The organism is Solirubrobacter phytolaccae, from assembly GCF_027587195.1.
GTDB classification, from domain to species: domain Bacteria; phylum Actinomycetota; class Thermoleophilia; order Solirubrobacterales; family Solirubrobacteraceae; genus Solirubrobacter; species Solirubrobacter phytolaccae.
In genome coordinates, this window is record NZ_JAPDDP010000084.1 from 19,904 (window position 1) to 32,615 (window position 12,712).

At 71.7% G+C, this 12,712-nt stretch carries 15 protein-coding genes; 6 read left to right on the forward strand and 9 right to left on the reverse strand.

Translation table 11 applies throughout. The annotated features are described in order from the left end of the window. The first annotated feature begins 22 nt into the window (after positions 1–22). Positions 23–2,239 (forward strand): hypothetical protein, encoded by a 2,217-nt coding sequence (locus tag OJ997_RS30670; protein WP_270029171.1) that lies wholly within the window; start codon positions 23–25, stop codon positions 2,237–2,239. Here the strand turns inward: OJ997_RS30670 and OJ997_RS30675 are convergent. Continuing rightward, positions 2,223–2,981, reverse strand: a complete 759-nt coding sequence (locus OJ997_RS30675; RefSeq protein WP_270029172.1) for an ABC transporter permease — start codon at positions 2,979–2,981, stop codon at positions 2,223–2,225. The genes OJ997_RS30670 and OJ997_RS30675 overlap by 17 nt on opposite strands. Then, the gene (locus OJ997_RS30680) at positions 2,978–3,970 is read right to left on the reverse strand and encodes an ATP-binding cassette domain-containing protein (protein WP_270029173.1); all 993 of its coding nucleotides are present in this window, start codon (positions 3,968–3,970) and stop codon (positions 2,978–2,980) included. The genes OJ997_RS30675 and OJ997_RS30680 overlap by 4 nt, the downstream gene beginning before the upstream one ends. A gap of 120 nt (positions 3,971–4,090) precedes the next feature. Between OJ997_RS30680 and OJ997_RS30685 the strand changes: the two genes are divergently transcribed. Continuing rightward, positions 4,091–5,071, forward strand: a complete 981-nt coding sequence (locus OJ997_RS30685) for a helix-turn-helix transcriptional regulator (protein ID WP_270029174.1) — start codon at positions 4,091–4,093, stop codon at positions 5,069–5,071. Here OJ997_RS30685 and OJ997_RS30690 read toward each other — a convergent pair. Genes OJ997_RS30690 through OJ997_RS30705 form a run of 4 tightly spaced genes read right to left on the reverse strand, consistent with a single transcriptional unit; the run spans position 5,040 to position 8,576 of the window. After that, positions 5,040–5,513 (reverse strand): ATP-binding protein, encoded by a 474-nt coding sequence (locus tag OJ997_RS30690; protein WP_270029175.1) that lies wholly within the window; start codon positions 5,511–5,513, stop codon positions 5,040–5,042. The two genes, OJ997_RS30685 and OJ997_RS30690, sit on opposite strands and share 32 nt — an antisense overlap. A gap of 43 nt (positions 5,514–5,556) precedes the next feature. After that, positions 5,557–6,816 carry a Fe-S cluster assembly protein SufD gene (gene sufD, locus OJ997_RS30695; RefSeq protein ID WP_270029176.1) on the reverse strand — a complete coding sequence of 420 codons (1,260 nt, stop codon included), beginning with the start codon at positions 6,814–6,816 and terminating at the stop codon, positions 5,557–5,559. A gap of 1 nt (position 6,817) precedes the next feature. Then, a complete protein-coding gene (sufB, locus tag OJ997_RS30700) occupies positions 6,818–8,254 on the reverse strand; it encodes a Fe-S cluster assembly protein SufB (RefSeq protein ID WP_270029177.1) in 1,437 nt (478 codons plus the stop codon). Positions 8,255–8,258: 4 nt separating this feature from the next. Then, positions 8,259–8,576 carry a Rieske (2Fe-2S) protein gene (locus OJ997_RS30705; protein ID WP_270029178.1) on the reverse strand — a complete coding sequence of 106 codons (318 nt, stop codon included), beginning with the start codon at positions 8,574–8,576 and terminating at the stop codon, positions 8,259–8,261. A gap of 64 nt (positions 8,577–8,640) precedes the next feature. Here OJ997_RS30705 and OJ997_RS30710 point away from each other — a divergent pair, with 64 nt between their 5' ends. After that, the gene (locus OJ997_RS30710; RefSeq protein WP_372517950.1) at positions 8,641–9,408 is read left to right on the forward strand and encodes a gamma-glutamyl-gamma-aminobutyrate hydrolase family protein; all 768 of its coding nucleotides are present in this window, start codon (positions 8,641–8,643) and stop codon (positions 9,406–9,408) included. Here the strand turns inward: OJ997_RS30710 and OJ997_RS30715 are convergent. Beyond that, positions 9,405–9,782 carry a DUF4190 domain-containing protein gene (locus OJ997_RS30715; protein WP_270029179.1) on the reverse strand — a complete coding sequence of 126 codons (378 nt, stop codon included), beginning with the start codon at positions 9,780–9,782 and terminating at the stop codon, positions 9,405–9,407. The genes OJ997_RS30710 and OJ997_RS30715 overlap by 4 nt on opposite strands. Before the next feature lie 35 nt (positions 9,783–9,817). Between OJ997_RS30715 and OJ997_RS30720 the strand changes: the two genes are divergently transcribed. Then, the gene (locus OJ997_RS30720) at positions 9,818–10,210 is read left to right on the forward strand and encodes a DUF2752 domain-containing protein (RefSeq protein ID WP_270029180.1); all 393 of its coding nucleotides are present in this window, start codon (positions 9,818–9,820) and stop codon (positions 10,208–10,210) included. 1 nt (position 10,211) lies between these two features. On the opposite strand, the gene OJ997_RS30725 is transcribed toward OJ997_RS30720, so the two are convergent. Together OJ997_RS30725 and OJ997_RS30730 are read right to left on the reverse strand one after the other, a co-directional pair. Continuing rightward, the gene (locus OJ997_RS30725) at positions 10,212–10,640 is read right to left on the reverse strand and encodes a DUF4190 domain-containing protein (protein ID WP_270029181.1); all 429 of its coding nucleotides are present in this window, start codon (positions 10,638–10,640) and stop codon (positions 10,212–10,214) included. Positions 10,641–10,659: 19 nt separating this feature from the next. Further along, positions 10,660–10,968, reverse strand: coding sequence for a DUF4190 domain-containing protein (locus tag OJ997_RS30730; RefSeq protein ID WP_270029182.1), 309 nt, complete (start codon positions 10,966–10,968; stop codon positions 10,660–10,662). A gap of 29 nt (positions 10,969–10,997) precedes the next feature. Between OJ997_RS30730 and OJ997_RS30735 the strand changes: the two genes are divergently transcribed. Next, on the forward strand, positions 10,998–11,864 hold the full coding sequence (locus OJ997_RS30735; RefSeq protein WP_270029183.1) for an SDR family NAD(P)-dependent oxidoreductase: 867 nt from the start codon (positions 10,998–11,000) through the stop codon (positions 11,862–11,864). Then, positions 11,861–12,712, forward strand: an 852-nt coding sequence (locus OJ997_RS30740) for a serine/threonine-protein kinase (RefSeq protein ID WP_270029184.1), incomplete at its 3' end; no start/stop codon positions are given. The genes OJ997_RS30735 and OJ997_RS30740, both read left to right, overlap by 4 nt.

Below are 12,712 nucleotides of genomic sequence, written 5' to 3' on the forward strand. Positions count from 1 at the left end.
TACGCGGTTAACGTCGGCCGTCGTGCGCCTCACCACGCTCGTCGCTGCCCTCACGCTCCTGCTCGCCTCGCCCGCCGCCGCGCAGGTCACCGGCGTCACCGCCGACTCGAGCACGCCGTCGGCCGCGACCGGCGCGCGGACCGTCTACCGGATCGGCCTCACCGTCAACGCGGCGCTGAGCGGGACCGACACCGTGCGGATCGCGTTGCCGGGCGACGCGGGCGCCGGCGCGTGGCAGACCGGCACGCTGCGCGACGAGACGCGCGGCGTGGACGTGGGCACGTGCGTCCAGCCGAACGCCCAGCTCGTCTCGACGTGCGGCCTCTTCAGCAGCCAGTCGGTCGACGCCGGCGATCGGCTGACCGCGACCCTGCGCGGGATCACCAACCCGGCGACGCCGGGCAACCGCAGCGTCGCGGTGAGCACGACGAACGAGCCCCAGCTGGTCAACTCCAGCGTGTTCAACACGGTCGCCGGCGGGTCGGTGTCCCAGCCGTCGCTGGCGATCTCCGACCCGTCCGCGGCGGCCGGCGCGGTCACCCGCTACGTCGTCGGCTTCACGGTCACGGGCGGGCTCTCCGGCGAGGCCAACAGCCGCATCGCGGTCACGCTCCCGCCGGGCACCGGCACGGACGACTGGCAGACCGGGACGATCCGCGACGTCACCCGCAACGTGGACGTCGGCAGCTGCGCGCGTCCCGCCGGCGGCGTGTCCGACTGCGGGTTCTTCTCCTCCGGGTTCGTGAACGCGGGCGACCAGCTCGAGCTGACCCTGCGCGGCCTGACGAACGGGACGGCGGGCGGGAAGACCGTCGCCGTGAGCACCACGACCGACCTGCCGACCGTGACCTCGACCGCGGCGACGGTCCTCCCGGGCGGCACCGTGACGGCGCCGACCGTGAGCATCGCGGACCCGTCGCCGGCGGCCGGCGCGCTCACCCGCCACGTCGTCCGCTTCAGCGTCTCCGCGACGGGCGGCCTGTCCGGCGAGGCCGGAAGCCGGATCGCCGTCACGCTCCCGGCCGGCACGGGCACCGCCGGCTGGCAGACCGGCACCATCCGCGACCTGACCCGCAACCTCGACGTCGGCAGCTGCGCCATCCCGATCGACGGCGTCTCGCGCTGCGGCTTCTTCTCGACCGGGTTCGTCGCGCCGGGCGACGAGGTCGAGGTCATCCTGCGCGGCCTGACGAACCCCGCCGCGGGCGCGAAGACCGTCTCGGTCGCTACCACGAGCGACCTGCCGGCGGTCGCTTCCACCCCATTCACCGTGGTCGCCGGCGGCGCGTTGACCGGCGTGTCCGTGCGCTTCGGCCTGCCCTCGCAGGTGCAGCTCACGACGTCTCCCACCGGCGGGCTGGCGGGCGAGATCGGGAGCCGGATTCGCCTCACGTTCCCGGCGGGCACGGGCTTCGCGGGCTACGCGAACGGGACCGTGCGCGACCTCACGCGCGGCGTGGACGTCGGCACGTGCGGCTTCCCGGCCGCCCTCACCGTGAGCTGCGGGCTCTTCTCGTCGGCGTTCGTGAACGGCGGCGACGTGCTGCGCGTCAGCTTCCCCCTGCTCGCCGCTCCGGCGCTGCCCGGCCCGCTGACCGCGAGCACGACTTCGGATCTCCCCGAGGTCGGGTCCGGCGACACCGTGGTGGAGCCGACCCCGACGCCGACCGTGACCGCGACGCCGACGGCCGAGCCGACGACCGTCCCGACCCCGGTCGCCACGTTCGTCCCCACCCCCGCGCCGACGCCCACGGCGACCCCGAACGCGGAGCCGACCGAGGGCACGGTGAAGGTCAAGCGCCCCGGCTCGAGCGCCTACGTGGAGCTCGACGCCAAGCAGGGCATCCCGCTCGGCTCGACCGTCGACACCAAGCGCGGCGCCGTGAAGCTCCGCGACGCGACCGGCGGCGAGGCCGAGTTCTCGCAGGGCATCTTCAAGCTCAGCCGGGCGGGCGGCGTCACCGTGCTCACGCTCACTGAGCCGCTCGCCCCGTGCAAGAAGGCGTCGGCCGCCAAGAAGAAGGCGAAGTCCCGCAAGCTCTGGGGCGACGGCAAGGGCGCCTTCCGCACCCAGGGCAAGTACAGCGCCGCGACCGTGCGCGGCACCAAGTGGCTCGTGCAGGACGACTGCGCCGGCACGCTCACGAAGGTCACGCAGGGCACGGTCACCGTCCGTGACCGTGCCAAGACCGTCGTGGTGCGCGCCGGGAAGAGCTACCGCGCTAAGCCCCGGCGCTGAGCCGGTACTTGCGCACGGCCAGCGGCGCGAACAGCGCGATCAGCACCATGCACCAGACGACGCTCAGCCACAGGCTGTTGCCCATCTCGCCGCCGAGCCACAGGCTGCGCAGCGCGTCGACCATCGTCGAGACCGGATTGACATCGGCCACCTGGCGCAGGCCCGCCGGCATCGACTCGACCGGCACGAACGCGGAGCTGATGAACGTGATCGGGAAGATCAGGATGAAGCCGACGCCGTTCGCCGCCTCGGGCGAAGAGACGCTCATCCCGATCACGGCGAAGATCCAGCTGAACGCGTAGCCGAACAGCAGCAGCAGCGCGACGCCGGCGAGGATCTCCGGCACGTTGGCGTCGAAGCGGAACCCGATCACGAAGCCCGTGACGAGCAGGATCACCATCGACAGCAAATTCGTCGCGACGTCCGCGAGCGTGCGGCCCGCGAGCACCGAGGCGCGCGCGGTCGGCAGCGAGCGGAAGCGATCGATCAGGCCCTTGGTCATGTCCTCGGCGAGGCCGAGCGCGGTCGCGAACCCGCCGAACGCGATCTGCTGGACGATCATGCCCGGGATCAGGAAGTCGATGTAGTCGCCGTAGCCGGGCGTCTCGATCGCGCCGCCGAAGACGAACGCGAACAGCAGCACGAACATGATCGGCTGCACCGTGAAGGCGAGCAGCATGTCCGGGTTGCGCGGGAGCCGCACCAGGGCGCGCTCCGCGAGCGTCAACGTGTCGCTGATCATGCGACCACCAGCTCGAGCTCGGCCTCGACGGCGGCTTCTTCGTCGGCCGGCGCGTGGCCGGTCAGGGAGAGGAACACGTCGTCGAGCGTCGGCCGGCGCACCGCGATGTCGTCCGCGCCCACGCCCGCCTGGCTCAGCCGCCGCGCGGCCTCCATGATCGCGCCGGAGCGCTCCGCGACCTGCACGACGACGAGCTCGCCGTCCGCGTGGACCGGCTCCTCGCTCATGCTCTCGAGCGCGCTGATCGCCGCGAACGACGCGGCGCAGTGCGTCAGCGTCACCTCGAGCCGCATCCCGCCGACGCGCGACTTGAGCTCGTCCGCCGTGCCCTCGGCGATCACGTGGCCGTGGTCGACGACCGCGATCCGGTCCGCGAGCCGGTCGGCCTCCTCGAGGTACTGGGTCGTCAGCAGCACGGTCGTGCCGTCGCCGACGAGCTCCTCGATCGCCTCCCACAGGTCGATCCGCGAGCGCGGGTCCAGGCCCGTCGTCGGCTCGTCGAGGAACAGCACGGGCGGGCTCGCCACCAGCGCCGCGGCCAGGTCCAGCCGCCGCCGCATGCCGCCCGAGTAGGTCTTCGCCGGCCGCCCGCCGGCCTCGGTCAGCGAGAAGCGCTCGAGCAGCTCGACCGCGCGCCGCTTCGCGACGGCACGCTTGTTGCCGTACAGGCGCCCGACCATCGTCAGGTTCTCGATCCCGGTCAGGTTCTCGTCCACGGCCGCGTACTGGCCGGCGAGCCCGATCCGCGAGCGCAGCTTCGCCGCGTCCTTGACCACGTCCAGCCCCGCGACGCGCGCCTCGCCGCCGTCGGGCGTCAGCAGCGTCGTGAGGACACGCACGGAGGTGGTCTTCCCGGCCCCGTTCGGGCCGAGCACGCCCAGCACGGTGCCGGGCGCCGCCGCCAGGTCCACACCGTCGAGCGCACGGACGTCCCCGAACGACTTGACGAGACCCTGGGCGCTGATCGCGAGTTCTTCGCTGAATGCCATGAGCGCATCGTCTCGACCCTTTAGGCCAGGATCTGTCCGCAACTGTGAAGACTCGTGCTAGCCGCACCCGGCGAGGTTGCGGCCCGTAACTGTCCGCAACTTCGGCCATCATGGGCGGCGATGAGCGAGACCACGTCGAGCCGCCTGCTGACGCTGCTGTCGCTGCTCCAGGGTCGCCGCGACTGGCCCGGGCTGGAGCTGGCGGACCGGCTGGAGGTGTCGCCGCGCACGATCCGCCGCGACGTCGAGCGGCTCAGGACGCTCGGCTACCCGGTCGAGTCGATGACCGGCCCGGCCGGCGGCTACCAGCTGCGCGCCGGCACCGCGATGCCGCCCCTGCTGCTCGACGACGACGAGGCGATCGCGATCGCGGTCTCGCTGCGCACCGCCGCGGGAAGCTCGGTCGCCGGCATCGAGGAGACCGCGGTGCGCGCGCTCGTCAAGCTCGAGCAGGTGCTCCCGACGCACCTGCGCCGGCGCGTGCAGGCGCTGCAGCGCGCGACCCAGACGCTGCAGGTGTACTCCAGCGGCCCGACCGTGGACCCGCAGTGCCTGACCGCGCTCGCCGCCGCGGTGCGGGACACCGAGCGCGTGCGCTTCAGCTACACCGCGCGCGACAAGGCGCCGTCCAAGCGTGAGGCCGAGCCGCACTCGCTCGTGAACGCGGGCCGGCGCTGGTACCTCGTCGCCTGGGACTGCGGCCGCTCGGACTGGCGCACGTTCCGCGTGGACCGGATCGAGAAGGTGCAGCCGATCGGCACGCGCTTCGTCCCGCGCACGCTCCCCGCGCCCGACGCCGCCGCCTACGTCCAGCAGAGCCTGCGCAACTACCCGTCACGCTACGAGGCGCGCGTGACCGTGCACGCGAGCGAGGAAGCCCTGAAGGGCCGGCGCTGGCTCGGCGACGTCACGCCGATCGACGACACGCGCTGCGAGCTGCGCACCAACGACGACAACCTCGACTGGCTGGCGATGCGGATCGCGATGATCCCCGAGCCCTACGAGGTGCACGGCCCGCCCGAGCTGATCGAGCGGATGCGCAAGATCGCGAGCGGGATCGGCCGCGCCGTCAGCGACGGCCCAGACGCACCAGGCGGGTGAGCCGGCGGCGTGCGCGGCCCCTGAACGCCCGGCGCGGCACCTGCCGTCCGTGCGGCCCGGCCGCGCCGAACAGCTCGAAGCGCGCCGTGATGCGGGTCCCGGTCGCGGCGTCCACCTGCACACCGTCCGACAGGTCGTCCATCAGCAGCACCCCGAGCCCGAGCCCGTCGCTCTCAGGGTGCGACGCGATGCCGATCCCGTCGTCGGAGACGACGACGTCGAGCGCTTCTTCCACGATCTCGGCGTGCACGCGGACGCGGCCCGGCGCTTCGCCCTCCGGGTACGCGTGCACGGCGCAGTTGGTGACGGCCTCCGAGACCATCAGCAGGACGGCATGGTGGTCCACCGCCACGTCCCGGAGCGCTTCGCTCACGGCCTTGCGCGCCGCGGGCGCGCTCTCCGGCACGGCGGGTAGGTCCAGGTCGAGCAGGGGTCGGGGCATCACCCCAGCCTCTACCCGCCTGGGCCGCTTGTCACCAGTTCACTCAGTCCAGCAGGACGGCCAGGCGCCGGTCCAGCGCGACCGTCATGGCCTCGCGGATCGGACCCGGCTCGAAGCGCTCGATCAGCTCGGCCATGAAGCCCTCGATCACGAGGCGCTTGGAATGGGCGTCGTCGAGGCCACGGGCGCGTAGGTAGAAGACCTGCTCCGGATCGATCTGGGCGATCGCCGCCGCGTGCGTGCAACGCACGTCGTTGGCGAGGATCTCCAGGCCCGGGATCGCGTCCGCGTGCGCCTTCTTGGAGAGCAGCAAGTTGCGGCACTCCTGGAACGCGTCCGTCTGCTGCGCACCCGGGTCGACCTTGATCATCCCGCGCCAGACCACGCTCGAGCGGTCGGCGAGGATGCCGCGGAAGGCCAGGTCGGACGTGGTGTTGGCCGCGCCGTGCTCCTGCAGCGTGTGGAAGTCCACATGCTGGCGACCGTGCGGGGCGTACGCGCCCGTGACGCGGGCGTGCGAGCCCTCGCCCGCGAGCAGCGTCTCGGTGAACACCTTGCCGTTGGCCGAGCCGAAGCCGGCCGTGACCCAGTCCAGGTGCCCGTCGCGCGCCACCTCGGCCCGCTGGGAGCCGAAGACCCACGTCTTCTCGTTCAGGTCCTGCGCGCCGACGAACCGCAGGCGGGCGTTCTGGCCCACGCGCAGCTCGACGACGGACGTCAGCAGCGTCTCGTTGTCGGTGGTGCCGGAGAGGTGCTGCTCCCAGACCTCGGCCTCCGCGCCCTCCTCGAGCACGATCAGCACGCGCCGATGCAGCGCGGTCTTCTCGGTGTCGGAGATCGCGGTCAGGACAATCGGCTGCTCGACGCGCACGCCGCGCGGGACGTACACGAACGCGCCGCCGGTCCAGCCCGCGTCGTTGAGCTCGGTGAACACGTCCTGCTGCGTGTCGACGACCTTGCCGAAGTGCTCGGCGACCAGGTCGCCGTGCGTCTCGCAGGCCAGCGTCAGCGGTAGCACCAGCAGATCATCCGGGGCGTCGCCGCCGTCGATCACGCGGCCGTCGACCTGCCCGAGGTGATGCGCACCTTCGGGGGCCTCGAGCAGCGTCTCGACGCGGTCCACCGCGCTCGCGTCACCCTCGCCCGGCAGGGCAGCGGTGAACGAAGCAAGGTCGAGCTTGGAGATGTCCGTGAACTCCCACCCGGCCTTGCCCTTGAAGCGGGGGACGTCGAGCGCGGCGGCTCGGCGCGCCGCTTCGCCGCGGCGCTCCTTGAGCCACTCGGGCTCGCGAATGGCGGCCAACTCAGCCAATGGATCCCTCCATCTGGAGCTCGATGAGGCGGTTCATCTCCACCGCGTACTCCATCGGGAGCTCCTTGACGATCGGCTCGATGAAGCCGTTCACGATCAACTTGCCCGCCTCTTCCTCGGAGATGCCGCGGGCCATCAGGTAGAAGAGCTGCTCCTCGCCGATCTTCGAGACCGAGGCCTCGTGTCCGACGTCCACGTCGTCCTCGCCGATCCGGATCGTCGGGTACGTGTCCGAGCGCGAGTGCTCGTCGAGCAGCAGCGCGTCGCAGACGACCTTGGACTTGGAGCCGTGGGCGCCCTTGGCGACCTCGAGCAGGCCGCGGTAGGAGCTGCGGCCGCCGTCCTTGGAGATCGACTTCGCGAAGATGTTGGACGTCGTGTTCGGCGCCGCGTGGATGATCTTCGCGCCCGCGTCCTGGTGCTGGCCCTTGCCGGCGAAGGCGATGCTCAGCACCTCGCCGTGCGCGCGCTCGCCCGTGAGGTACACGGACGGATACTTCATGGTCAGCTTGGAGCCGAGGTTGCAGTCGACCCACTCCACCGTCGCGTCGGTCTCGGCGATCGCGCGCTTGGTGACGAGGTTGTAGACGTTCTGCGACCAGTTCTGGACGGTCGTGTAGCGGATGCGCGCGCCGGGCTTGGCGATCAGCTCGACGACGGCGGAGTGCAGCGAGTCCGAGCTCCACACCGGGGCGGTGCAGCCCTCGACGTAGTGCACGTAGGAGCCCTCGTCGGCGATGATCAGCGTGCGCTCGAACTGGCCCATGTTCTCGGTGTTGATCCGGAAGTAGGCCTGCAGCGGCATCTCGACGTGGACGCCCTTGGGCACGTAGACGAACGAGCCGCCCGACCACACGGCGCTGTTGAGCGCGGCGAGCTTGTTGTCGTTGGCCGGGATGATCGACGCGAAGTACTCGCGGACGATGTCCTCGTGCTCACGGAGCCCCGAGTCCATGTCCATGAAGATCACGCCCTGCTTCTCGAGATCCTCGCGCACCTGGTGGTACACGACCTCGGACTCGTACTGGGCGCCGACGCCGGACAGGAACTTGCGCTCGGCCTCGGGGATGCCCAGGCGGTCGAACGTGTTCTTGATGTCCTCGGGGACGTCGTCCCACGTGCGCGAGGACTTCTCGGACGCGCGAACGAAGTAGTGGATGTTGTCGTAGTCGACCTCGGCCAGCATCGGCGAGCCCCAGGTGGGCTGCGGGCGCTCGAGGAAGTGCTCCAGCGCCTTCAGGCGGAAGTCCCGCATCCACTGCGGTTCGTTCTTGAACTCCGAGATCTGCTCGACGAGCCCCTTCGACAGGCCCTTGGGGGCCTTGAAGGCGTAGCCGGTCTCCGGGTCGTGGAAGCCGAACTTCGTCTCGTAATCATCGTTGATGCCGGCCAGCGCCTGCTGCTCGGCGATCACCTCGGGAGTAGCCATCAGGTCAGTCGACCTCCACTCGAATCACGCCGTCCTCGACGACCACCGGAAAGGTGTCGACGGGAACGTACGCAGGCAGGTTCATGGGCTTCCCGGAACGCAGGTCGAACCGCGACCCGTGCCGGGGACATTCGATGCTGCAGTCCTCTTCGTCGAGCTCACCGTCGACCAGCTCGCCGTCGTCGTGCGAGCACCGATCTTCGATGGCGAAGATCTGGCCCTTGCAGTTGACGACGCCGATCTCGAGATCCTCGTACTCGACGAGACGCTTCGCCCCAGGGGGAAGCTCGTCCAGCGGGCAGATGTCGATAAGGGGGCTCACGAAAGAAAACCGATTCCGGAGGTAGGGATTCTACCGACCGGCCCGTTGGGTACTTTGAGGCGCGATGCAGAGGAGACCGCTGGTCGGGGTGACCACCTCGGAAGTGCGGCGGGCGGAACGAACGCGACCCTTGCCGGAGGGTGAGCCGCCGCAGCACGAGATGGCCCTGGGAATGCCGTACGTACGCGCGCTCGCGCGAGCCGGAGCCGTGCCGATCGTGCTGCCGCCGCTCGGGATCGAGGTCGTCGCGACGCTGCTCGCGCCGCTGGACGCCGTCTGCCTGAGCGGAGGACCGGACCTGGACCCGGCGGCCTACGGCGCCAAGCCCTCGCCGGACCTCGGGCCGACCGAGCCGTCCCTGGACGTGTTCGAGCTCGAGGTGGCGATGGTCGCCGACCAGCTGGGGTTGCCGATCTTCGGGATCTGCCGCGGCGCGCAGGCGCTCAACGTCGCCCGCGGCGGCACGCTGCACCAGCACCTGCCGGCTGTCACCGACAACTCCGTCGACCATCGCCAGACCGCGCCCGGCTGGGAGGAGACGCACGAGCTGTGGATCGAGCCCGACTCGCGCCTGTCGCAGATCCTCGGCACGAACACGCCGCGCGTGAACTCCTTCCACCACCAGGCCGTCGACCGGCTCGGGCGCGGGCTGCGTCCGGTCGCGTGGGCCTCGGACGGCACGGTCGAGGCCGTCGAGGACATGAGCGCGCACTTCGTGCTGGGCGTGCAGTGGCACGCCGAGACGCTGGACCGGCCGGGTCAGCCGCACCCGCGGTTGTTCCAGGCGCTGGTCGCCGCCGCGGCGGGCGAGCGGCTCGACCTCGCGGCTTAGACGTTCAAGGCGACGCGGATCATCGAGATCTGCGTGTCGTAGTAGTAGTCGACGTCGCCCTCGGTGCTGGCGGCCCAGACGATGAACGCCGCGATGGCGAGGATCGCCAGCACGCAGAGCGCCACCCCGACCCAGCCGAGGATGAGCCCGGCCTTCGCCATGTCGCGGCCCGTCACGCGGCCGCCCGAGCGGTCGATCTCGTTGAGCGCGATGTTGCCGCAGATGATCGCCGCGATCGAGCAGATCAGCGGGCAGACGAAGAAGCCGCAGATGCCGAGGACGAGGGCTGCGGTGGCCGTGCCGCTCGTCTGTGGCGGCTGCGGCGGGCCGCCGTAGTAGCGGTACTCGCCCGCTCGATATTCCTGCCAGCTCATGGGTGTGGGAACCGTACCGCGCGATACTGGAGCCGGTGACCCCCGAAAGGCGAGAAGGCGTCGTGCTGGTGGCCGCGGGCTGCCTGCCGTTCGTGGTCGGTGCGCTGGTCTCGCGCGACGGCACCGATCTCATCCCCGGCTGCCCGTTCCGGACGCTGACCGGCCTGCCGTGCCCGCTGTGCGGCGGGACGCGCGCGTTCGCGTGGGCCGCGCGCGGGGACTCCGGCTTCCTGAGCTACAACGGCTTCTGGGTGTTCGTCGCGCTCGCCGTGATCCTCGCGGGCGTGTTCGTGCTCGCCACGCGCGTGCGGGTGCTGGACGCCCTCACCCGCACGCCGCCGCGCGCGATCCTGCTCCTCGGTGGCTTGGGCGCCGCGGGCTGGGTGTGGGCGCTCGCCGAGCGGGCGACGATCGCCCCACCCGGCTGAGCTACGAGCTGCTGGCGCCGAGCGCGACGAGGCCGACGAACGCCAGGATGCCGAGCACCGTCAGTGCGATGCCGATCCAGCCCATGACCACGCCGGCCTGCGCCATCCCGCGACCCGTGAGGCGGCCGCCGGAGGCGTCGATCTCGCGCTTGCCCTTGTTGCCGTAGATGATCGCGAGCGGGCCGCAGATCGGGCTGCAGATGACGAGCGCGCAGATGCCCAGGATCAGTGCCGCGGTCGCGGACCCGGGCGTCTGGGGCGGCTGCTGCCACCCCTGCTGCTGGTGCCCCCACTGCGGCTGCTGGCCCCACTGCGACTGATCGGACGGCGGCTGCTGCTCAGGTTGCTGCGGCTGCTGCCATTGCGATTGCCACTGGGGTTGCTGCCACTGCGGGGGCTGCTGCTGTTCGTCGTCTCCTTGACCGCTCATGCGCGCACCCTAGCGACGGTCAGCTCGAGAAGGCCCCGGCGACGGCGAGGATGATCACGAGGACACCCCAGGCGATGCCGATCCAGCTCAGGATCACGCCCGCTTGAGCCATGCCACGGCCGCCGAGCCGGCCGCCCGACGAGTCGATCTCCTTCTTGGCCTGGCCGCCGATGATCACGCCGATGATCCCGGCGATCAGCGGCACACAAAGGATGCTGACGATGCCGAGCACGAGCGCGGCAGTCGCCTTGCCCGACGTCTGCTGGGGGGCCTGGCCTCCGCCACCCCATTGCGGCTGATCCTGCGGCTGCTGCCACTGTTCGCTCATCGCGGCGGAACGTTACCGTCCCTCTCACCATGATGTGGAACCTCGACGGACGCGTTGCGCTGATTACCGGTGCGGCGTCGGGCATCGGCGCCGAGCTGGCCCGGCAGTTGGCGGCGCGCGGGATGCGCCTCGCCCTCATCGATGTGAACGGTGAAGGGCTCGAGCGCGTGGCGGCCGGCGTGTCCGGCGCGGAGGTCGCGGTGGCCGACGTCCGCGACGCGGACGCTTTGACCGCGGCCATCGACGACCTCGCCGCGCGCTGCGGCGGGATCGACGTGGCGGTCGCGAACGCCGGGGTCGCGACGGGCGGGCCGCTGCGGATGGTCGCGCCGGAGACGGTCGAGGAGACGATCGACATCAACCTGCTGGGCGTCTGGCGGACGGCCCGCGCGGCGCTGCCGTACGTGCTCGAGCGCCGTGGCTACCTGCTGCTGATCGCGAGCGCCGCGGCCGTGCTCCCGGCGGTGGGGCTCGGCGCCTACAGCGTCTCCAAGGCCGGGGTCGACGCGCTCGGGCGCACGCTGCGCGTCGAGCTGCGCACGCACGGCGTCGGCGTGGGCGTCGGCTACTTCCTGTTCCTGAACACGCCGATGGTCACCGCGGGCGAGGACTCGCCGATCTTCGGTCAGGCGAAGCGGCGGCTGCCGAACGCGTTGGGCAAGACGTGGCCGCTCGAGCCGGCCGTCGCGCGCACGGTGCGGACGATCGAGAAGCGCTCGCGCGCGGTGTCCTATCCCCCGTTCCTGCGCGGCGCGATCGTCCTGCGCGGGCTGCTCGACAACCCGCTGACCGACCTCGCCGCCGGCGCGGGCGTCAAAGGCATGGAGGAGGCGTTCGCGGCCGAGGCCGAGCGGGTCGGCCCGGCGGCGGCCGCGCGCGCCGTGGGCGGACGGTGATCCCCGGCTACCGCATCGTGCGGGAGGTCGGCCGCGGCGGGATGGGCGTGGTCTACGAGGCGGTCGAGGAGGCGCTCGGCCGGACCGTCGCGCTGAAGGTCGTCGCGCCCGAGCGCTCCGGCGAGGTCGAGTTCCGCGAGCGGTTCGTCGCCGAGTCGCGGATGGCGGCCTCGCTCGACCATCCCAACGTGCTGCCCGTGTTCGGCGCCGGGGAGAGCGACGGGACGCTGTGGCTGTCGATGCGGCTGGTCGACGGCGCGGACCTGCGCTCCCTGTCGCCTTTGGAACCCGCCCGCGCGGCGGCGATCGTCGCCCAGATCGGCGCGGCGCTCGACGCCGCGCACGCACGCCGGCTCGTCCACCGCGACGTCAAGCCCGCCAACGTCCTGGTGACGTCGACCGGCCACGCCTACCTGACCGACTTCGGCCTCGTGAAGGCCCTGGACGCCGGCAGCGACCTCACCCGCACCGGCGAAGTCGTGGGGACCTTCGACTACATCGCGCCGGAGCGCATCCGCGGCCAGGGCGACGGCCCGGCCGCGGACCTCTACTCCCTCGGCTGCCTGCTCTACGTCGCGCTGACCGGTCGGCCCGTGTTCGAGGTCGACGGCACCGAGCGCAAGCTCTGGGCGCACCTGTCCGAGCCGCCGCCGACCGTCCCCGGCTTCGAGGCGGTGCTCGAGCGCGCGCTGGCGAAGGACCCGGCGGAGCGCTTCGAGAGCGGCGCGGCGCTCGGCGCGGCCGCGCTGGCCGCGGCGGGCGCGGGGTCCGACGCCGCGCTAGGCGCCGGTGCCGCCGTGGTCGGCGCGGCAGTCGCGGACGCCGCGCTAGCGGGAGCGCTCGACGCG

Excerpts from the sequence above, each read along its gene's own strand:
- OJ997_RS30675 (WP_270029172.1), bottom strand. The coding sequence starts at position 2,981 with ATGATCAGCGACACGTTGACGCTCGCGGAGCGCGCCCTGGTGCGGCTC.
- OJ997_RS30685 (WP_270029174.1), top strand. The coding sequence starts at position 4,091 with ATGAGCGAGACCACGTCGAGCCGCCTGCTGACGCTGCTGTCGCTGCTC.
- sufB (WP_270029177.1), bottom strand. The coding sequence starts at position 8,254 with ATGGCTACTCCCGAGGTGATCGCCGAGCAGCAGGCGCTGGCCGGCATC.
- OJ997_RS30725 (WP_270029181.1), bottom strand. The coding sequence starts at position 10,640 with ATGAGCGGTCAAGGAGACGACGAACAGCAGCAGCCCCCGCAGTGGCAG.
- OJ997_RS30710 (WP_372517950.1), top strand. The coding sequence starts at position 8,641 with ATGCAGAGGAGACCGCTGGTCGGGGTGACCACCTCGGAAGTGCGGCGG.
- OJ997_RS30680 (WP_270029173.1), bottom strand. The coding sequence starts at position 3,970 with ATGGCATTCAGCGAAGAACTCGCGATCAGCGCCCAGGGTCTCGTCAAG.
- OJ997_RS30730 (WP_270029182.1), bottom strand. The coding sequence starts at position 10,968 with ATGAGCGAACAGTGGCAGCAGCCGCAGGATCAGCCGCAATGGGGTGGC.
- OJ997_RS30690 (WP_270029175.1), bottom strand. The coding sequence starts at position 5,513 with ATGCCCCGACCCCTGCTCGACCTGGACCTACCCGCCGTGCCGGAGAGC.
- OJ997_RS30715 (WP_270029179.1), bottom strand. The coding sequence starts at position 9,782 with ATGAGCTGGCAGGAATATCGAGCGGGCGAGTACCGCTACTACGGCGGC.
- OJ997_RS30735 (WP_270029183.1), top strand. The coding sequence starts at position 10,998 with ATGATGTGGAACCTCGACGGACGCGTTGCGCTGATTACCGGTGCGGCG.